Annotated in this window: 13 protein-coding genes; 5 read left to right on the forward strand and 8 right to left on the reverse strand. The window is 68.9% G+C overall.

Annotated features, from left to right (window positions below; translation table 11 throughout):
• Positions 1-8: 8 nt before the first annotated feature.
• From AB3X08_RS12330 to AB3X08_RS12355, 6 genes are all read right to left on the reverse strand, one after another.
• Positions 9-1,730 carry a DUF5597 domain-containing protein gene (locus tag AB3X08_RS12330; protein ID WP_369932891.1) on the reverse strand — a complete coding sequence of 574 codons (1,722 nt, stop codon included), beginning with the start codon at positions 1,728-1,730 and terminating at the stop codon, positions 9-11.
• Positions 1,731-1,747: 17 nt separating this feature from the next.
• Entirely contained in the window at positions 1,748-3,676 is a 1,929-nt protein-coding gene (locus AB3X08_RS12335) for a sialate O-acetylesterase (protein WP_369932892.1), read from the reverse strand.
• Positions 3,677-3,796: 120 nt separating this feature from the next.
• Positions 3,797-6,103 carry a cellulase gene (locus AB3X08_RS12340; protein ID WP_369932894.1) on the reverse strand — a complete coding sequence of 769 codons (2,307 nt, stop codon included), beginning with the start codon at positions 6,101-6,103 and terminating at the stop codon, positions 3,797-3,799.
• Between the two features lie 61 nt (positions 6,104-6,164).
• On the reverse strand, positions 6,165-8,897 hold the full coding sequence (locus AB3X08_RS12345) for a TonB-dependent receptor (protein WP_369932896.1): 2,733 nt from the start codon (positions 8,895-8,897) through the stop codon (positions 6,165-6,167).
• A gap of 392 nt (positions 8,898-9,289) precedes the next feature.
• Positions 9,290-12,136: a TonB-dependent receptor gene (locus AB3X08_RS12350; protein ID WP_369932897.1), complete on the reverse strand. Its 2,847-nt coding sequence runs from the start codon at positions 12,134-12,136 to the stop codon at positions 9,290-9,292.
• Between the two features lie 451 nt (positions 12,137-12,587).
• Positions 12,588-13,547, reverse strand: a complete 960-nt coding sequence (locus AB3X08_RS12355; RefSeq protein WP_369932898.1) for a LysR substrate-binding domain-containing protein — start codon at positions 13,545-13,547, stop codon at positions 12,588-12,590.
• A gap of 332 nt (positions 13,548-13,879) precedes the next feature.
• Here AB3X08_RS12355 and AB3X08_RS12360 point away from each other — a divergent pair, with 332 nt between their 5' ends.
• The 5 genes from AB3X08_RS12360 to fdxA all read left to right on the forward strand — a co-directional run bounded on the left by AB3X08_RS12360 (position 13,880) and on the right by fdxA (position 17,950).
• The gene (locus tag AB3X08_RS12360) at positions 13,880-14,500 is read left to right on the forward strand and encodes a 2-dehydro-3-deoxy-6-phosphogalactonate aldolase (protein ID WP_184414858.1); all 621 of its coding nucleotides are present in this window, start codon (positions 13,880-13,882) and stop codon (positions 14,498-14,500) included.
• Positions 14,497-15,648 carry a galactonate dehydratase gene (dgoD, locus tag AB3X08_RS12365; protein WP_369932899.1) on the forward strand — a complete coding sequence of 384 codons (1,152 nt, stop codon included), beginning with the start codon at positions 14,497-14,499 and terminating at the stop codon, positions 15,646-15,648. The genes AB3X08_RS12360 and dgoD overlap by 4 nt, the downstream gene beginning before the upstream one ends.
• Positions 15,649-15,656: 8 nt before the next feature.
• Positions 15,657-16,580 carry an SMP-30/gluconolactonase/LRE family protein gene (locus AB3X08_RS12370; RefSeq protein WP_369932900.1) on the forward strand — a complete coding sequence of 308 codons (924 nt, stop codon included), beginning with the start codon at positions 15,657-15,659 and terminating at the stop codon, positions 16,578-16,580.
• Entirely contained in the window at positions 16,577-17,476 is a 900-nt protein-coding gene (locus AB3X08_RS12375) for a 2-dehydro-3-deoxygalactonokinase (protein ID WP_369932902.1), read from the forward strand. Before AB3X08_RS12370 ends, AB3X08_RS12375 begins: the two co-directional genes overlap by 4 nt.
• Before the next feature lie 150 nt (positions 17,477-17,626).
• Complete coding sequence (fdxA, locus tag AB3X08_RS12380; RefSeq protein ID WP_039005179.1) at positions 17,627-17,950, forward strand: ferredoxin FdxA; 324 nt, start codon at positions 17,627-17,629, stop codon at positions 17,948-17,950.
• 235 nt (positions 17,951-18,185) lie between these two features.
• Here the strand turns inward: fdxA and AB3X08_RS12385 are convergent, their stop codons facing one another.
• Both AB3X08_RS12385 and dapA read right to left on the reverse strand, forming a co-directional pair.
• A complete protein-coding gene (locus AB3X08_RS12385; protein WP_369932903.1) occupies positions 18,186-18,719 on the reverse strand; it encodes a hypothetical protein in 534 nt (177 codons plus the stop codon).
• An 18-nt stretch (positions 18,720-18,737) separates the two neighbouring features.
• Complete coding sequence (gene dapA / locus AB3X08_RS12390) at positions 18,738-19,646, reverse strand: 4-hydroxy-tetrahydrodipicolinate synthase (protein WP_369932904.1); 909 nt, start codon at positions 19,644-19,646, stop codon at positions 18,738-18,740.
• Between the last annotated feature and the right edge of the window lie 64 nt (positions 19,647-19,710).

Raw genomic sequence — 19,710 nt, forward strand, 5'->3', positions numbered from 1 at the left:
CCGAGGTGTCAGTAAGTAGCCAGCTTGATCTTCAGCAACTGCGGCACGTCGGAGAAATTGACGCCGTAGTCGGTCTGATCGCCGTTCCAGTTGCGCTGGAACCGCCACTGCATGTCATCGTAGAAGCCTTCCTCGACCCGGTCGTAGACCATGTTGGCGGTCGCCTCGCTGGCCGGGTGCAGGGTCACCCGCACGTGGTAGCCGGTGACCAGGAATTCGTCCGGGCCCAGTTCGGCGATCAGCGCCGCGCCGCTCGGCTCGGGATTGCCGGGCGGCGTGCCCTTGAACCAGAACTGCGGCACGCCGTAGGTGATGGTCGCGCTCCAGCGCGCGTTGAGGCGCAGTTCCTGCACCGGCTGGCCCGGTTCCTCGGCGGTGCCGTGCAGCTTGCCTTCGGAGGCAGCCTTGGCGAACGGACGCATGCCCATGCTCACCGCCTTGAAGCCCAGCGCGAACGGCGCCATGGTCGGTTCGTCCACCTTCTTCGCGCCCAGCGGCCAGTTCGAATAGCCGCTGTAGTCCATGCCGAAGGTGGACCAGCCGATGCCGTTGTGGCCGAGCGCGGCGTACAGGTAGCGCGCGTATTCGGGGCGATTGCCGGTCTCGGCGACGAACAGCGGGTTGTCCGGCCGCGCGTAGCGGCCGAGCACGGTGATGTACGGCGTGTAGTCGGGCAGGTAGATGTCCGGGGCCAGCAGGTCGATGTGCGGCGCAGCGGCCTTCCACACGTCGAGCACGTTGTCGGTGGCGCCGCCGCTGGCGTACTGGCCGGGCTGGCCGGGATTGAACGGGCCGCGCAGCGCCGCATTGACGTACATCGGCAGCGGATACTCGGCCTTGCCGGCGGCGGCGACCTGGTCGATGAAGTGGCCGATATGCCAGGCGTGGAAGAACTCGTCGGCGTCGGCGCCGAACACCTGCGCCCACGTTCCCGGTTGCTTGCCGAGTTTCTGCAGCAGCGCCTCGGGCACCGGGCCGTCGAAGGCCTGCTGCGCCAGCGGCGAGAAATCGCGCACGCTGCCGTAGGTGCCCGGCTCGTTCTCCGGCTGCACCATCAGCACGGTGCGCTGCGGATCGGCCTGCTTGAGGTGCTTCATGAAGGCGACGAAGGCCTTGCGGTCGGCTTCCAGCGTGGCCGGCGCCAGCGGCGACAGCGAACCAAGTGCCTTGCCGTCGCGGGTGATGACCCGCGGAAAACGCACGTTGTCGGTCTTGACCCAGTGCGGCGTGTAGGACGGGCTGTTGTTCTTCCAGGTGCCGAACCACAGCAGCACCAGCCGCACCTTGTGCGCGCGGGCCTGCGCCAATAGCGTATCGACGAAGGAGAAATCGAACTTGCCCTCCTCCGGTTCCACCTGCTCCCAGGCGATCGGCACCTGCACGGTGTTGGGGCCGAGGAACTGCATTGCCGGCCACACCTTGTCCAAGGCGGCGGGATAGTTGCTGGAATTGTTGACCTGCGCGCCGAGGATCAGGAACGGCGCGCCGTCGACCAGCAGCGTGTGCTTGCCGTCCTTGCTGAGCAGTTGCGGGATCGGCGCCGGTGCCGGCGTCGCGGTGGCGGCGCTGGCCTGCCCTGCGGCCGGCTTGGCCGTGTCGGGCTTGGCCGCGTCGGTGCCGGTGGCCGCCGGCTTCGGCGCGCACGCCGCCAGGCCAAGCGCGAGCGTGGTGACCAGCAGCGATCGCCAGCGGCGGCGTGCAGGGAGCGTGCGGGAAGCGAAGGAATGCATGCGGGTCGAACTCCGTGTCACCAGGTGTCGGTTCGGAAGGGGGAAACGGGCAACTGCTCGCGGTTGACCAGGTTGGCCTCGGCCGGGTTTTCGCTCCAGGCGTAGCGCACCGCCTGCGGTTGCGCCACGTCGGCGCTCTCGACCACGACCCGGTCGCCGTCGATGCGCGCCTGCGCCGGATGGAAACGGCGGTCGGCGCCGGCCACGCTGAAGCCGCGCAGCACTGCGGCGTCGCCGCGTACCGCCAGCGCGCTGCCCATCGGATCGAACCGCAGCGCGACCGCAGGCCCGCCGAACTCGGCCTGCGCGAACACCGGCGCGCTGTAGACCAGCTGCTCGCCATAGGCCACATGCCGCGCGGCCAGCGCCAGACGGTGGCCGACGTCCTGCTTGTTGGTCGGATGGATGTCGCCGGGCGTGCCGATGTCGATGGTCACCGCCTGTGCGGTCGCCGGCAGCGCCAGGGTCTTGGACTGCGATTCGCGCAGCTGCGCCCACGGGCTCAGGTCGCCCTTGTCGGAACCGGCCTGGAAGTTGGCCAGTTGCACCCACAGGAACGGCAGCCGCGGCTGCGCGCGCTCGTCGCGCCAACTGCGGATCAGCGTCGCGAACTGGTCGCGGTAGCGCAGCGCGCCGCCTGCGTAGGCATTGCTCTCGCCCTGGTACCAGATCACGCCCTTGAGCGGAAACGGCTGCAGCGGGTGGATCATGCGGTTGTACAACAGAGTCGGCTGCTGGTTCCTGCCGTCGTCCAGGCTCACGCTCACCTTGGCCGGGCGAAACTTCCATTCCCGCAACGGGCGCTTGCTACCGTCGCCGAGTTGCACGAAGCGTTCGCTGTCCTCGCCGTGCAGGCCGCCGCCGCCGCTGAGGTCGGTGACCTGCACCGCGAGGTGGTTGACGCCGGCCTTCAGCGCGGTCGCGGGAATGCGGTACACGCGCGGCAGGTTCCAGCGATTGTCGGTGCGCCCGACCGGCTGGCCGTTGACGTAGGTGACGTCCGAATCGTCGACCTGACCCACGCCCAGGGTGATGCCGGCCTTGGCTTCCGCTGCGCTGAGGGTGAAGGCGGTGCGGTACCAGGCGATGCCGTCCATGCCGTCGTAGCCGCTGGACTCCCAGTTGCGGTCGACCGGGATGCTGTCCCAATCGCTGTCGTCCAGGTCGGGGGCGCGCCATTGTTCGGCGCTATCGTCCACCGCCGGCCAGCGCGCGATGCGCTGCTTCACCGCGGCCAGGGTCTGCGCGTCCTTGGCCTGCAGCGCGGCGATGCTGTGTTCGGTCTGCGCGGCATCCATGCCCAGCGCCGCGGCGTCCATCCACGCCTCGATCGCGCTGCCGCCCCAGCTGCTGTCGATGATGCCGATCGGCACCCCGGTGCTCCTGCGCAACTCGCGCGCGAAGAAATAGCCCACCGCGGAAAACGCGCCGGCATTTTGCGGCGTGGCGGCCTTCCACTCGCCGCCGGCCAGTTGTGGCTGCGGCTGCGGCGACCACGACTTGGGCACCTTGAAATGGCGCAGCTGCGGATCGTTCGCCGCGGCCACCTCGCTGGCGCCGTCGCGCGCCTGCGCCAGCGGCCACTCCATGTTGGACTGGCCGCTGGCCAGCCACACGTCGCCGACCAGCACATCGCCGATCCGGCGCTGCGCACCGTCGCCCTGCACCTCCAACACATACGGCCCACCGGCCGCATGCGCCGGCAGCTGCGCCTGCCAGCGCCCGTCCGCGGCGGCGACGGCCTTCGCCGCCGCGCCGTCCAGTCGCACCTGGATGCGCGCGCCCGGCGTGGCCCAGCCCCACACGCGCATCGGCACATCGCGTTGCAGCACCGCGCCGTCGGCGAACAGCAACGGCAGCTGCAACTCCGCCCAAGCCGAGGCGGGCAATGCCGCCAAGGCCAGGATGGACAGCCATCGCAGACAACGGGTCGGACGTGCGTTCATCGGATCGATCCTGGATTGACGGGTGCGACCGGCGTCGGTGCACAAGACAAGAAAAACCATGGCGCAGCGCCGCCGGCGCACACCGGCGCCAGAATGCGCATGCGGCGTCGGCCGCAAGGATTACGGTGCATCGCCATAGAAAATGCCTCGACCGCCGGTGGCGAAATAGACGCGGCCGACCACGCGCGGGTCGCCGGTGACAGCGTAGGGGCGGCCGAAGCGGTGCGCGTCGTCGTCGATCCGCTGCCAGTGCTGGCCCTCGTCCGCGGAACGGAACAGCCCGCCGACGCCATCCACGCTGCCGGCGAGGAACAGCATCGGCGCGGCGCCATCGCGCGGCGCCCGGCCCAGACCCAGCGAGCGCGCCTCGTCCACCTTCGACAGCACGGTCAGGCCACCGTCCTGCCAGCGCATCACGCCATGGCTGGGGCTGGCCAGGTAGACCACGCCGGCGCGCGCCGGGTCCGGACGCAGCTGCGGGCGGGTGCGTTCGGCAGCGGACGGCACGCCGACCTCGACGCCGCTGTCGCGGAACCGGCGCCCGCCGTCCTCGCTGAGAAAGAAGCGGCCGCTGGCCGCATCCACTGCGTACCAGCGCTGCGGATCGACCCGGTCGGCCTCGATCAGCAAGCTGCCCGAGGAACCTTCCACACGCTGCCACTGCCGGCCCCAATCGTCGCTGGCCCAGGCGCTGCCGCCATTGCGCGGCGACCAGATCACGCGGCTGCCGTCGGCGTTGATCGCGATATGCCCGGCGCCCTCGCCCACCGGCGGCTCGCTGGCGAATGCGGTCCAACTGGCGCCGCCGTCGCGCGACCAGGCGGCACGCACCTCGCCGTTGCGCCGCTCGCGCAGGGTGCCGCTGCGCACCACCAGTTGCGGCGCTTGCCCGGCGGCATCGATGCTCTCGCCGTTGGTCAGCCGCGGCCCGGCGAACTGCGATTGCACGCGGTCCACGCGATCGTGGCGGAAGCCATCGATGTCGCCGAGCGCGCTGAGCAAATGCGCGCCCTGCGCCGGACTGAGCAGGTCCAGCGGCACCGTTTCCTCCAGCCCGGCATCGGCGAACCACCATTGCACCACGCCATCGGCGTCATCGAACGCGCGCAGGTTGCGCGAGGCCCAAATGCCGTAGCCGGTGACGAACAGCGCGCGGTCGCTGTCGAACGGATCGATCGCCAGCGACGCCATCCAGTGCGGGCGCGCCTGCGCGGTCCACGGCGCGGCGTCGTGTTCGAAGCGCGAGCGCGGGAACAGCGCTGACCAAGTGCGTCCGCCATCGGTACTGCGGTAGATGTCGTCGCCCGGCTGGTAGCGGCGGAAGGTGCTGGCGAGCAGCGTCTGCGGCTGGCGCGGGTCCACCGCCACCGCGCCCCAACCGAAGCCCGGCCCGCTGCGCGGTTGCGGCACCGGGGTGATGTCGGTCCAGCGTGCGGCGACCGGTTCGTACTTCCAGACCGCGCCGTCGGCCATCAGGTCCGGACCCGGTTGGTCGCCATAGCTGAGGTAGTAGATGCCGGCACTGGACCGGACCATGTGGCTGGGGCGCAATCCGGTCGGCTGCCCCGGCACCGGCCGCCAGCTGCGCCCGCCATCCGCGGACTCGAACAGGCTGTGTTCCGGCGTGGACACGCCGACGTAGATCCGCTGCGAGGCGCCACCGCCGGCCGCGCTGGCCGGATCGAACAGCACGAAGGCGATGCCCACCTGCTGGCGGCGTCCGGCGTGGTTGACCGCGCTCGCCGACGGCCCGGTGGCGACCGCCGGAAACGACGCCACCCGCTGCCAGTGCGCGCCGCGGTCGGCGCTGCGCCACAGGCCGGCATCGCGCGAGCCGAGCAGCAATACGCTGCCATCGTTGGGATCCACCGCGAGCCGTTCGCCGTTGCCGCGGCCCAGTTCGTTGCCGCCCAGCTTGAACGGCAGATCGGTGCGCACGAAGCTGCGCCCCTGGTCGTGCGAATGCAGCAGCGCGGCGTTGCCGGCGCGCTCGTGCAGATAGGTGCCCGCGGCCAGGTACAGCGCCTGCGGATCGTGCGGGTCGATCGCGAACGCATCGATGCCCATCAGGTTCTGGTCGGCCGGGCCGAGCCAGTCGGTCAAGGCGACCCACTGCGCGGACGCGGCGTCCCAGCGGTAGGCGCCACCGACGTCGGTGCGCGCATACAGCAGGCCCTGCTGCGCCGGGTGGAACAGCAGGCCGCTGACGAAGCCGCCGCCGCCGATGGCGACGCTGCGGAACTGGTACGGCAGCGACGGCGCGGCGAGTGCCGGAACCGCGCTGCACAGCAAGGCCAGCAACAGCGTCCGCCAGGCCAGACGCAACCGCCCGGCACGCTGCACCGTGCCAGGCAGTGCGTCGGATCCTAGCAAGCGATGTTGCCGCATCGTGCGCCCTACTCCGATTGCAACCGACGGCCGCGCCATCGGCAGGAAAGCTCCGCTCCGGTCACGCAGCGCGCGCCGGAGCGGATCGACTGCGCCGTGCTCAGAAGCTGGCGCGCAGGGTCAGGCCGTAACGGCGATCGTTGATCACGAAGTCGCGGTAACGCGATTCCACGCCCAGGTAGCTCTCGTTGCGCGTATCCAGCAGATTGACCCCATCCACCGACACCGACCACACGTCGTTGATGTTGTAGCGCACCGACGCGTCCAGCTGACCGAAGCCCTTGTTGTACACCGGCAGATTGCCGGTGCCGTTGCCGGCCGTGGTCACCAGCCAGTCGCTGCGCCAGTTGTAGGCCACGCGCGCCTGGAAGCGCGACATCTCGTAGCTGAGGATCAGGTTGTAGCTGTTCTTGGACAAGCCCTGCAATGGCACCGTCAGCGCCTGGCCGTTGGTGTCGGTGGCGGTCGGGCTCGGCGCCTCGCTGTCCACGTAGGTGTAGTTGGCCTGCAGGCCGAAGCCGCTCAGCCAGCCCGGCAGGAAGTCGAAGAACTGGGTATAGCCCAATTCGGCGCCCTTGATCCTGCCGTCCTTGCCGTTGACCGGACGGGTGATCTCCCAGGTCTGGCCGCCATAGACTTCCTCGAACACGGCATCGGCGATGAAGCCGTCGACCTTCTTGTAGAACACCGTGCCGTACATCATCGAGCCCTTGCCGAAATACCACTCCAGCGCGGTGTCGAACTGGTCGGCCTTCATCGGCCGCAGGTCCGGATTGCCGGCCGAGCCGGTGCGGCGGGTGGTGCCGTCGTTGCCGGTGGCGGTGCCCAGGCTGAGGTTCGGGTTGAGCTCGTTGAGATCCGGACGCGAGATGCCGCGCGAGGCGGCGAAGCGCCACTGCAGCGTGTCGGTGAGCATCCACCGCAGGTTCAGGCTCGGCAGCACATCGGTGTAGGTCTGCTGCACGTCCACCGGCAGCAGGCCGCCGCCCTCGGCGTCGGTGCCGGTGCGCACGCCCTGCGAATCGACCTTGGTGCGCACGATGCGCAGGCCGATGTTGCCGTCGAACGGAATCGCGCCGCCGTCCACGCCGAAGCGCAGCACGCCGTAGGCGGCGTAGGTCTTCTCGCCCTGGCCGTTGATGTTGTTCGGCGCGAAGGTCAGCGGCGAGGCGCCGAACACCTTCAACGCTTCCGCATAGTTGTCGACCAGCGTGTCAGACGGGGTCAGCCTGGGGCCGAAGGTCTGCGAATCGCCGCGGAAGAAATCGGTGATCGGATTCTGCATCACCTGCGCGTCCGGGTACTGCGAGAACGGCGCGCCCAGGTACATGTAGCGCCACACGTTGCCCTTGTTCTGCGCATCGCGGTCGGTATAGCGCACGCCGGCCTTGAAGCTGCGCGCGAAGCTGTCGTCGAACGCCAGGTCCATGTCGCTGCGCCAGGCGAACTCGGTGGCCTTGTTGTCGTCCTTGTTGTCCAGGTGGAACTTCCAGCCGCTGTAGTTGGCCTGGTCGGCCAGGTAGCCCGGGTTGCCGGCGGCATCGGTCACCGACAGGCGCGGCAGGTCGCCGCGGAAGTCGATGGTGTACAGCGGCGTGGTGTCCATGCCGGTGCCGAGGATGTAGCGCGTGCCCTTGGTGGTGGCGTCGATGTACTGGAAATCGGTGCTCAGGGTCAGGTTCGGCGACACCGTCCACTTGGCGCCCAGCGAGTAATCGGTGGTCACCGAATGGCGCTCGGTCAGGCTGGTGTTGGAATCGGCCGGGGTGTTCTGGAAGGTGCCGCTGACGAACTCGTTGCGGTCGTTGACCACGATGTCGTCGTAGCCCTGCATCGGGTTCTGCCCGGTGTAGGCGAAAAACGAGTAGTCGTGCCAGCGGAAATCGTAGTCCGAGCGCAATACCTGCGCGGTGACCTCGAGGTCGTCGTTCGGTCGCCACTGCAGCGCGAACGCGCCGGTCTTGCGCTTGCGCTCGCCGACCGTGGTGTTGGTGCCGGCGCCGTGCGGAACCGAGATCTCCTGGCCTTCGTAGCCCGGCAGATCGGTCTGCGTGTACCACGGCTCGATGGAGATGGTGTCCTGGCGGAACGGGCTGGTCTGCTGCGAGTAGTTCACCAGCAGGCCGATCTCGCCGATCCCGGTCTGCCAGCGGTCGCTGTACATGCCCGAGAACGCCGGCTTGCTGTCGTCGGCCAGGTCGTAGTGGTTGTACTGCACGCTGCCGGCGATCTTGCGCCCGTCGTAGTCGAACGGCAGGCGCGTGCGCAGGTCGACAGTGCCGCCCAGGCCGCCTTCGATCATGTCCGCGGACGGATTCTTGTAGACGTTGACGCCCGCCAGCAGTTCGGCCGACACGTCTTCGAAACTCAGGCCGCGACCATCGTTGGCGGTGAAGATGTCGCGGCCGTTGAGCTCGGTGCGGACCTGGGTCAGGCCGCGGATCGCGATGCTGCTGCCCTCGCCGTAGTTGCGCGCGATCTGCACGCCGGAAATGCGCTGCAGCGCCTCGGCGACATTGTTGTCGGGCAGCTTGCCGATGTCCTCGGCCACGATCGAATCGACGATCTGCTCGGAATTCTGCTTGACCAGCTGCGCCTTGGTGACGCTGCTGCGGGTGCCGCTGACCTGCACCGTATCCAGCTGTGTCGTGGCAGCGTCGGCCTGCGCAGGCGCGACCTGCTCGGCTTGCTGGGCCTGCGCGGCGGACGCGGCGACCAGCGCGGCGACGGCCAGGGCGATGGCGGAACGGCGCACGCCGCAGCCGGAAATCGAACGGGTAGAACGGAGCGCCACGGTCCGCGCACGCGGACAATGGCTATGGGGCGCTGACATGGTGCTTCCCTCCCAGGACACATGTACCAACGATTCGGCGATCGTGCCGAGGGCAACGTCGCCGCTTCTAAGTTGTCCGGCCGCACCTGCCGAAATGGGTGCTGACCGCAAGTCGGACGCGAACGGGGGTGCCGCAGCGCGCACGCGATCGAAGACGATCACGACTCGAAGCTGAGAATAGGTCGCAGTATCCATGCCATCCAATGAAATATTTACGCTTAGCTATACGTTTTCCACATACGAAAAAGCAGTCCACCCGTAAACAGCCACCCCCTCGCTGCAGAACGCCTGCGCTTTGGCGCCCGCCGGACGCAGCGGCAACGCCATAAAAAAACCCGCATGCGTGCGTCACTCACGCATGCGGGCCGAGGACAGCATCGTGCCGAAGTCGCTTACCAGTTGGCGCGCAAAACCAGCGAGTAGCGGCGGTCGTTGACGAACCAGCTGCGCGTGTACAGGTGGTTGTCGACCTCGCCGTCGGCATAGGAGGTCGGCCCCATCAACACCTTGGTCACGGTATCGGTCAAGTTGTTGGCCTGGATGCCGAGCTGCAGGTGCGGCGTGAAGCGATAGAACACCGAGGCGTCGAGCTGGCCGTAGTCGTCCGCCCAGGTCGGCAGCTTGGTCGCCACGTCGCTGGCGGTCAGCAGGTAGCGCGAACGCCAGTTGTAGGCCAGGCGCACCGACAACGGCCCTTTCTCGTAGATGCCGGCGAGGTTGTAGCTGCGCCGCGACAGGCCTTCGAGCGGCAGGCTCACACCGGTGACGGTGGTCTGCGTGTAGGGATCGGTCGCGGAATTGACGCCGCCACTGCTGTCCACGAAGGTGAAGTTGGCATTGACGCCGAAGCCGCTCAGCCAGCCCGGCCACGAGTCGAAGAACTGCGTGTAGCCGTATTCGAAACCGCGGATGCGGCCCTTGGCCATGTTGTAGGGCCGCGTCACCAGCCAGTCCTGGCCGCCGTAGGTCTCGGTGGTGGTCTGGGTGGAGAAGTAGTCCTTGACGCTCTTGTAGAACAGGGTCAGGTACATCATGTCGCTGGTGTCGAAATACCATTCCAGCGCGGTGTCGTACTGGTTGGCCTTCATTGGCTTGAGGTCCGGGTTGCCCGCGGTGCCGGTCCACTTGGACACCGTGCCGTCGTCCTCGGTGGTCGCCGCCAGCAGCAGATACGGCTGCAACTGGGTGTAGTCCGGACGCGCCATCGCCTTGGACGCGGCGATGCGCCACTGCAGCGCATCGGAGAACTTGAAGCGCATGTTGAAGCTCGGCAGGACATTGGTGTAACTGCCCTGCGCGTTGTTGGGGAAGTACTGCCCGGTGTACTGCGCCTTGAGCGCGTCCGAGCCTGCGGTGGCCGACAGGTCGGGGAACTGGCCGTAGCCGGTGGCCTCGGTCTTGGTCTGCACGATGCGCACGCCGATGTTGCCGTCCACCGGCACGCCCAGCGCGTCGTCGTTGCCGAAGTACATCACCGCGTAGGCGGCCTGGGTGCGTTCGAACTGGCGGTTGGTATCCTGCAGCTGGTACTGGTCCGGCGCCCAGCCCCAACCGCGCAGCGCCACGATCTGCTCGATCAGCTTGGAGGTGCCGGCGTAGTCCTTGACCGCAGCGTTGCTGGGAAAGTACAGGCTGTTGGGCACGCTGATCTTGCCGCGGAACAGGTTGGAGTACGAGTACAGCTGCGAGGACGAGGTCATGTAGCTGGCCAGGTCGGCCAGGCCGGTGCTGGTTTCGGGAATCGTCGCCCAGTTGTCGCTGATCACGCCCCAGTTGTAGCCGGAGTTCTTGTTGGTCTGGGTGCGCGAAGTACCGCGGATACCGGCGCGGAAGGTGCGCAGCCACGGATTGTCGTCGTAGGTGTATTCCAGGTCGAAGCGCGTGGCCAGCTCGCGGCCGCGGTTCTTCGCCAGGTGGTCCATCGCCGCGCTCCAGAAATAATTGGAGGGGTCGGAGGTATAGCTGGTGTCGGCGATCGACACCGACGGGTACTTGCCGCTCAGGTCGAAGGTCAGGCCCGGCAGGTAGACCGAACTGAACAGGGTGAAGTCCAGCGAATCGCTTTCCGACTGCACCAGCTGCATGTCGCCGCGCACCGTGAGGTTGCTGGTGAGCTTGTGGGTGAAGCCGCCGGACAGGTCGGAGGTGGTGGTGCTCTGCTGCGCGTAGCGGTTGTCGGTGTAGAAGCGCACGCCATCGTTGCCGGTGACGTTGCCGCGCCAGGAACTGGACACCGGCGAGCCGCTGACGAAGCGGCCGTCGGCGTCGTAGGTGAAGGTGGTGCCGGGCGCGGGGCTGATTGCGTTGGTGTCGTCGTTGAAGAACGCCGCGCGCTCCTGCCAGTTCATGTCGTAGGTGGAGCGCATGTACTGCACGTAGATTTCGGTGTCGTCGCTGGGCCGCCACTGGAACGCGCCGGCCACGCCCTTGCGCTTGCGCTCGAAGTCCAGCTGCCGCCAGTTGACGCCGCCGGGCACGTAGACCTTGTCGAAATCGGTGCCGGCCAGCAACGCCGCATCGGTGCGGCGCACGAACGGCTCCACCTGGATGCCGTCGCTGCGGGTGGCCAGTTCCGAATAGGCCACGTCCAACATCAGGCCCATCTCGCCGACGCCGGTGTTCCAGCGATCGCTGAACAGCAACGAGCCGGACGGCTTGTAGGTCTTGCTGAAGTCGCCGTAGTTCTCGTCGGCGGTGAAGCCGATTACCCGGCCGGGCTGGTCGAACGGCATGCGCGTGCGCAGGTTGACCGTGCCGCCGAGGCCGCCTTCGATGATCTCGGCCGACGGGTTCTTGTACACGTCCACCCCGGCCATCAATTCGGCCGGCACGTCCTCGAAACTGAGCCCGCGGCCGCTGGCGGCGCTGAAGCTGTCGCGCCCGTTGAGCTCGCCGCGCACCTGGGTCATGCCGCGGATCATCACGCCGCTGCCTTCGGCGGAGAAATGGTCGGGATCGTTGCGCGCCATGAAATGGTCGATGGTCACGCCGCTGACCCGCTGCAGGGTCTCGGTGACGCTGCGGTCGGGCAGCGCGCCGATGTCCTCGGCGCTGACCGAGTCGACGATCTGCTCGGCGTCGTGCTTGATCGTCTGCGACTTGATCAGGCTGGCGCGCACGCCCTTGACCTCGATCGCGTCGAGCTGGGTGACCGGATCGACGCTTTTCTTCTTGGTGCTGTCCTCGGCGTCCTGTGCCATCGCCTGCGCGCTCAGCAACAGGCCGATGCTCAGCGCCATGGCCGAACGACGCAACAGACAGGTAGTACGAACCGCTGCGGTCGGCGAGGCCGGACCACGGTAGTGACGCGATGACATGATGTTTCCCTCCCAGGACACATGCACACACGGACGGCAGTCGCGCGTACGCGCCGCCTTGCTGGTTGTGACGGCGGCTGGCCAAGGCCGGCTGCCGTATCGCTAGGCGTGGCGGGCATCGCAGTGGAGCGATGCGCCGCGACATCGGTCACGATCGGCTGAGCCTAGAAGTGAATTTCGCGTTAAGCAAATGAAAGTTTCACGCAGAGCTATGTGTTTTTCGACTACTTGGAGGGCGCCGAAAAAACTGCCCAGCGAGCCTCGCCAAGCGTCACCAGAACATGGTGATGCTTGCCGCCAGATGCCACTCCACGCCATACGCTCCGCACGATCGCCCTGCCCCGATCAGCACACGGCGTCCCCGCAGATCCGATCAGCCCGGCGACCGGTCCGGATACAGCCGCTTGGCGGCGTTGCGCAGCGCCAGCAGGATGCGTTCGGCGCCCGGCGGCAGCATGTAGTCGCGGCGGCGGATGATGCCGAACGACTCCATCCGCACCCCCAACGCGATCGGCAGCACGGTCAGCAGCTTGGCCTGCACGTACGGCGCCACCGCGTCGGCCGGCAGCGCCGCCAGCAGGTCGCTGCCGCGCAGCAGGCTGGTCATCACCGGCAACGACGAGGTCTCGATGACGTTCTGCGGGGTCGGCACGCCGTGCTCCATGAACATCGCGTCCAGCCGCGCGCGCAGCACGCTGTCCACCGGCGGCAGCACCCAGCCGTAGCGCGCCAGGTCGGCGTGGCGCAGGTCGGCACGCGCCGACAGCGGATGCCCGGCGCGCGCCACCACCGAATGCGGCTCGTCGGCCAGCGGCTCGAATTCCAGTTCGTCGCCGCCGTACGGGCCGAGGATGCGGCCGATGACGATGTCGAGCTGGCCATCCAGCAGCTTGGCCACCAGCGGCCGGCTGTAGTCCATCTCCACCCGCACCAGGATGCCGGGGAATTCGCGCTTGACCTCGGCGATCGCCTGCGGCACCAGGTTGGTGCCCGGATTGACCACGGTGCCGATCGAGACCTGGCCCATGCGCCCCTCGCGCAGCGCGGCGATCTCCTCCTGCGCGCGGCCGATCTCCGACATCGCCGAACGCGCGCGGCGGATCAGCACCTGCCCGTACCAGGTCGGCTCCACCCCACGCGCGTGCCGCTCGAACAGTTTGACCCCGAGCAGATCCTCCATTTCCGCCAGCAGCTTGGACGCCGCCGGCTGGGTCATGCTCGCCGCCTCGGCCGCGCGCAGCACCGAGCGGTGCTCATGCAATTGCAGCAGCAGCAACAGATGCCGGGTCTTGAGGCGGGCGGCATTGAACCAGGGATTGGCGGCAGCGGTCATAAGCGGAAAGCGTCCTGAGCGAGAAGATGCGTATTCACCACCGGAATAGCATATGTCTAAAATTTCATTTGCCGAGCATATCTTCACGCGCGCAGGCTATCGGCCAGTCGCGACTCCGGCCGCGACGCCGTCCCACCGCCACACCCGCCTCGTGAAGGCGCCGGCGCCCCGCGCCAGCGTAGATGAGCAGGACGATCAGCCAGCGCACCGGTCGATGGCGTCCGCCCGTTCGTCGCCAACGGGCCGGTCGCTCACCTGCGCGCCATTGCGGCCGCGCGATGACGACGTCGCAGTGGACGCCTTTCGCTCCACGCACGCTGCCAGGTAAGCCGATGTCCGCCGTCTCCCCGTTCCACTTTCCGCTGATCGCGATCCTGCGCGGTCTCACCCCCGACGACGCGCTGGACCATGTCGGCGCGCTGGCCGAGGCCGGTTACGACGCGATCGAGATCCCGCTCAACTCGCCGCGCTGGGCCGACAGCATCGGCGCGGCGGTGCAGGCCTTCGGCCAGCGCTGCTGGATCGGCGGCGGCACCGTGCTGAAGATCGCCGACGTCGATGTCCTCGCCGATCTCGGCGCGCGCTTCATCGTCACGCCGAACACGCGGCCGCCGGTGATCCGCCACGCGGTCGCGCGCGGCCTGCAGGTGGTGGCCGGCTTCGCCACCGCCACCGAAGCCTTCGACGCGCTCGACGCCGGCGCGCAGATGCTCAAGCTGTTCCCGGCCGCCACCTACGGCCCCGGGCACCTGCGCGCGTTGCGCGCGGTGTTGCCGCCGACGGTGCCGCTGTTCGTGGTCGGCGGGGTCAGCACCGACACGCTGCACGACTACCTGGCCGCCGGCGCGATCGGCGCCGGCATCGGCGGCGAACTGTACCGGCCCGGGCAGGCGCTCGCGCAGACCCAGGCGCAGGCCGCCGCCTTCCGCCAAGCCTACCTGGACCACGCATGAAGATCGTTCGCCTCACCACCTACCACGCCGCGCCGCGCTGGCTGTTCCTGAAGATCGAAACCGACGAAGGCATCACCGGGTGGGGCGAACCGGTGATCGAAGGCCGCGCGCGCAGCGTCGACGCTGCGGTGCACGAGCTGAGCGGCTACCTGATCGGCAAGGATCCGTCGCGGATCAACGACATCTGGCAGCTGCTGTACCGCAGCGGTTTCTACCGCGGCGGGCCGATCCTGATGAGCGCCATCGCCGGCATCGACCAGGCGCTGTGGGACATCAAGGGCAAGGCGCTGGGCGTGCCGGTGTACGAACTGCTCGGCGGCCTGGTACGCGACCGCATGAAGACCTACCGCTGGGTCGGCGGCGACCGTCCGGCGGCGACCATCGCGCAGATCCAGGGCTACCGCGAACTGGGCTTCGACACCTTCAAGTTCAACGGCACCGAGGAGATGAAGCTGATCGACGGGCCGCGCGCGGTGGATGCGGCGCTGGCCAAGGTCGCGCAGATCCGCGAGGCGTTCGGCACCAGCATCGACTTCGGCATCGATTTCCACGGCCGCGTCGCCGCGCCGATGGCGCGCGTGCTGCTGCGCGAACTGGAGCCGTTCAAGCCGCTGTTCGTCGAGGAACCGGTGCTGCCGGAACTGGCCGAATACTATCCGCGCCTGGCCGCATCCACGCCGATCCCGCTGGCCGCCGGCGAACGCATGTTCTCGCGCTTCGACTTCAAGCCGGTGCTGCAGGCCGGCGGCCTGTCGCTGCTGCAGCCGGATCTGTCGCATGCCGGCGGCATCACCGAATGCCTGAAGATCGCCAGCATGGCCGATGCCTACGATGTCGGCCTGGCGCCGCACTGCCCGCTCGGTCCGGTCGCGCTGGCCGCCTGCCTGCAGGTCGATTTCGTCTCGCACAACGCGGTGCTGCAGGAACAGAGCATCGGCATCCACTACAACGAAGGCGCCGACCTGCTCGACTACGTGATCAACAAGGAAGACTTCGCCTGCGACGACAGCGGTAGCATTGCCGCATTGCCCAAGCCCGGCCTGGGCGTGGAAATCGACGAGGAGCGCCTGCGCCATGCCAACGAAAATCCGCCCGACTGGCACAATCCAGTCTGGCGCCATGCCGACGGCAGCATCGCCGAATGGTGAGTGAGCCCATGAACGCTGCAGCCTCGCCCGCCCACACCGCCTCGCTGGCGGTGGACAGCCGCTGCACCCATGGCGAAGGCGTGGTCTGGTGCGAACGCCGGCAAGCGCTGTTCTGGGTCGACATCGACGGACGCCAGCTGTGGCGCCACGACCCGGCCAGCGGCGCCACGCGGCACTGGAACCTGCCCGACCGCCCCGGCTGCCTGGGCCTGTTCGACGACGGCCGCCTGCTGCTGGCGCTGGCCAAGGGCGTGTACGCCGCCGATCCGGACGCCAGCGCCGCCGACGCGACCGACTTGCCGCTGCGCAAGCTGGCCGACCTGGAACCGGAGCGCGACGACACCCGCGCCAACGACGGCCGCGCCGACCGCCACGGCAATTTCGTGTTCGGCACCATGAGCGAGCGCGCCGACCAGGCCCCGGTCGGCAGCTTCTACCAGTGGTCCGCGCGCCACGGCCTGCGCCGCCTGCCGCTGCCCAGCGTGGCGATCCCCAACGCGATCTGCTTCAGCGCCGACGGCCGCACCCTGTACTACTGCGACTCGGTACGCCCGCAGATCCTGTGCTGCGACTACGACGCCGCCAGCGCGCAGACCGGCAACAGCCGCGTGTTCGCCGAACTCGATCACCCCGATGCCGAACCCGACGGCGCCATCGTCGATGCCGAAGGCCACCTGTGGAACGCGCAATGGCGCGCCTGGCGCGTGGTCCGCTACCGGCCCGACGGCAGCGTCGAACGCAGCGTCGCGCTGCCGGTCAAGCATCCCACCTGCCCCGCCCTGGGCGGCGCCGACGGCCGCACCCTGTACCTGAGCACCTCGCGCATGGACCATGCCGACGACGAACTGGCGCGTACGCCGCACGCCGGCGGCCTGTTCGTCGCCGCGGTCGGCATCGCCGGCCTGCCCGAAGGACGCATCGCCAGCGCATGATCGCCATCGATTGGGGCACCAGCAGCCTGCGCGGCTATCGGCTCGCCGCCGATGGCCGCGTCCTGGAGCAACGCCGCAGCGACCAGGGCATCGGCGCCTGCCAGGGCCGCTTCGCCGCGACCCTGGCGGCACTGATCGACGGCTGGTCCGGCGACGTGGTGCTGTGCGGCATGATCGGCAGCCGCAACGGCTGGATCGAACTGCCTTACGTGCCCTGCCCGGCCGACGCCGGCGCGCTGGCCGCGGCGATGCAGCCGCTGCAGGACCCTGCCCTGCCCGGGCGCACGCTGTGGTTCGTGCCCGGCGTGGCCAGCAGCGCCGAGGCGGTGCCGGACGTGATGCGCGGCGAGGAGACCCAGCTGATCGGGCTGCTCGGCCTCCTCGCGCAGGACGTGCAGGACGCGGGCCGCCACAGCGTGTGCCTGCCCGGCACCCACAGCAAATGGGTCGATCTGGACCACGGCCGCATCGCCGCCCTGGCGACGATGATGACCGGCGAGCTGTATGCGCTGCTGCGCCAGCACAGCCTGCTGGCGCGCCTGATGGAGGCCGGCGACGCGCAGTTCGACGAGGCCGGCTTCGACGCCGGCCTGCAGCGCAGCGGCGAGCCCGGCGGCCTGCTGCACCACCTGTTCGGCGTGCGCAGCCTGGGCCTGTTCGAGCGGCTGAGCGCCGCCGCCGCGCCGTCCTACCTGTCCGGCCTGCTGATCGGCCACGAACTGCGCGCGCGCCTGCCGCTGGCGCCGAACGTGCACCTGATCGGCGGCAGCGGCTTGCTGGACCGCTATGCGCATGCGTTGCGCGCGCTGGGCAGCGCGGTCCGCAGCCACCCCGAAGACCTTGCCGCGCGCGGCCTATACCGCCTGGCGCAACGCCGCGGCGGCATCGCCGTCTGATCCCGTCACGCCCCGACGCCGCGCGCGGGTCGTGCCGCAAGGCCCGCCTGCCGCGGCGCGGCGGGACCCGCGCCGGCACCGCCAACGCGCATTCTCCACGCGCCGGCGCCGACTGCTTTAGAATTGGGCGCTTAATCGCCGGATCGAACCATGCCTTTTGTCGTCACCGAAAACTGCATCAAGTGCAAATACACCGACTGCGTGGAAGTGTGTCCCGTGGATTGTTTCCACGCGGGCCCCAATTTCCTGGTGATCGATCCGGACGAGTGCATCGACTGCACCCTGTGCGAGCCGGAGTGCCCGGCCAACGCGATCTATCCCGAGGACGACGTGCCGGCCGGCCAGGAAGGCTTCGTCGCGCTCAACGCGGAGCTGGCCAAGGCCTGGCCGGTGCTGACCACGCGCCAGGAACCGCTGCCCGACGCCGCCGAGTGGGACGGCAAGCCGAACAAGCTGCCGCTGCTGCTGAAGTAACCGGCACCTGCCACGCCGACGCAATCCAGGCCGCGCGAGCGGTTCCTGCAGGAGCGGCTTCAGCCGCGACAGGCGCTTCGGTGAAGTCCTGTCGCGGCTGAAGCCGCTCCTACAAAGGCTTCATCCTGGCGCACCCGCTGGCGCCAACACTTCTCCAATAACGAAACGGGCGCCCTGCGGCGCCCGTCTGTGTTTATCGCAACGGCCGGCGCGAACGCCGGCCGGCGACGCCGGCTCAATGGCCGAGCTTGGCCTTCAGCGCCGCGATCAGCTTGACCGGGGCCTCGCCGTTGGCCGGCATGCCGCGCGGATCGACCGCCGACACGTACACGCCGGCGTCCACCGCCACCACGCGCACCAGGAAGTTGCTGCCTTCGTAGGCCACGTCGTAGGAGCCCAGCACCTGCGCACGGCTGGCAATGGTGACGCCTTCGATGCTGCCCAGCGCGTCGCCGACCTGGCCGAACACCTGGTCGCGCGCGCCCGGCACCACGAAGCCGCTGTTCGACGCCGCCGGCGCCTGGGCCGGCGTGCCGCTGGCGCCGGGGCGCTGCGTGGCCGACGCCAGCGCCGGCACCTTCATCGCCGCCGAGGTGTCCGGCGCGGTCAGGTCCGGCGGCACTTCCAGCGGACGCGCTTCGGGAGCCAGCGCATAGTCGCCGCGCGGCTTGCCCTTGTGGAACCAGCTGCAACCGCTGGTGGCCGCGACCATGGTGGTCGCCAGCACGGCGGCCGACAGCACGCGGACGTAGGGAACGGAAGCACGCATCGATCAATCTCCTGAGGGTCAGGCCGCGAGCGTTTCGCGGCTGGATAGTTCTTCCAACGCGGCTGCGTCGGTGGCGAGGCGGTCGGCCGTGGCGTGGTGCGCCGCGGACAGCGGCAGCAGCGGCAGCCGCAGCCCCTGGCCGATACCGGCGCGCTGCAGCAGCGCCTTGACCGGGATCGGGTTGGATTCGATGCCGCAGAAGGCATGGAACGGCTGCAGGCGCGCGTCCCAGGCCTGCGCCGGCTCGGCCTGGCGCGCGCGCGCCAGGTCGCACAGGCGGCGGTAGGCGGCCGGCAAGGCGTTGGACGCGACCGAGATCAGCCCGTCGTAGCCGCCGAGCATGGCCTGCGCGGCGCTGCCGTCGTCGCCGCTGAGCACGGCGAAGCTGTCGCTGCGCAGCGCCAGCAGCGCGGCGATGCGCTGCGGATCGCTGCTGGCTTCCTTGATCCCGACGATCTGCGGATGCTGCGCCAGCTGCGCCACCGTCTCCGGCAGCAGATCGCAGCCGGTGCGCCCGGGCACGTTGTACAGCACCACCGGCAGGCCGCCCTGTTCGGCCACCTGCAGGTAATGCGCGAGCAGACCGGCCTGGGTCGGACGCACGTACGGCGGCGTCACCACCAGCGCGTACTGCGCGCCGTTGGCCGCGGCGCGGCGGGTCAGTGCGACCGTCTTGGCGGTGCCGGACAGGCCGGTGCCGGCCAGCAGCGGCACGCGTCCGCCGATCGCCTGCGCCGCTTCGCGCAGGATCAGATCGTACTCCTCGTCCAGCAGGGTCGCCGCCTCGCCGGTCGATCCCGCCACCACCACACCCTGCACGCCGCCGTCCAGCTGCCGTTTGAGCAGCCGCTGCCAGGCGTCGAGGTCGAGGTCGCCATTGCCCCGGAAGGGCGTGGCCAGGGCGGTGATGATGCCGGAAAGGGACAAGATGCCTGATGCTCGCTGTGGAGTTGGAGAGGGCCGCACGCGGCCTGCATGAACGTCGATTCGT

Origin of the sequence: Xanthomonas sp. DAR 34887 (assembly GCF_041245805.1) — a bacterium.
GTDB classification, from domain to species: Bacteria; Pseudomonadota; Gammaproteobacteria; order Xanthomonadales; family Xanthomonadaceae; genus Xanthomonas_A; species Xanthomonas_A tesorieronis.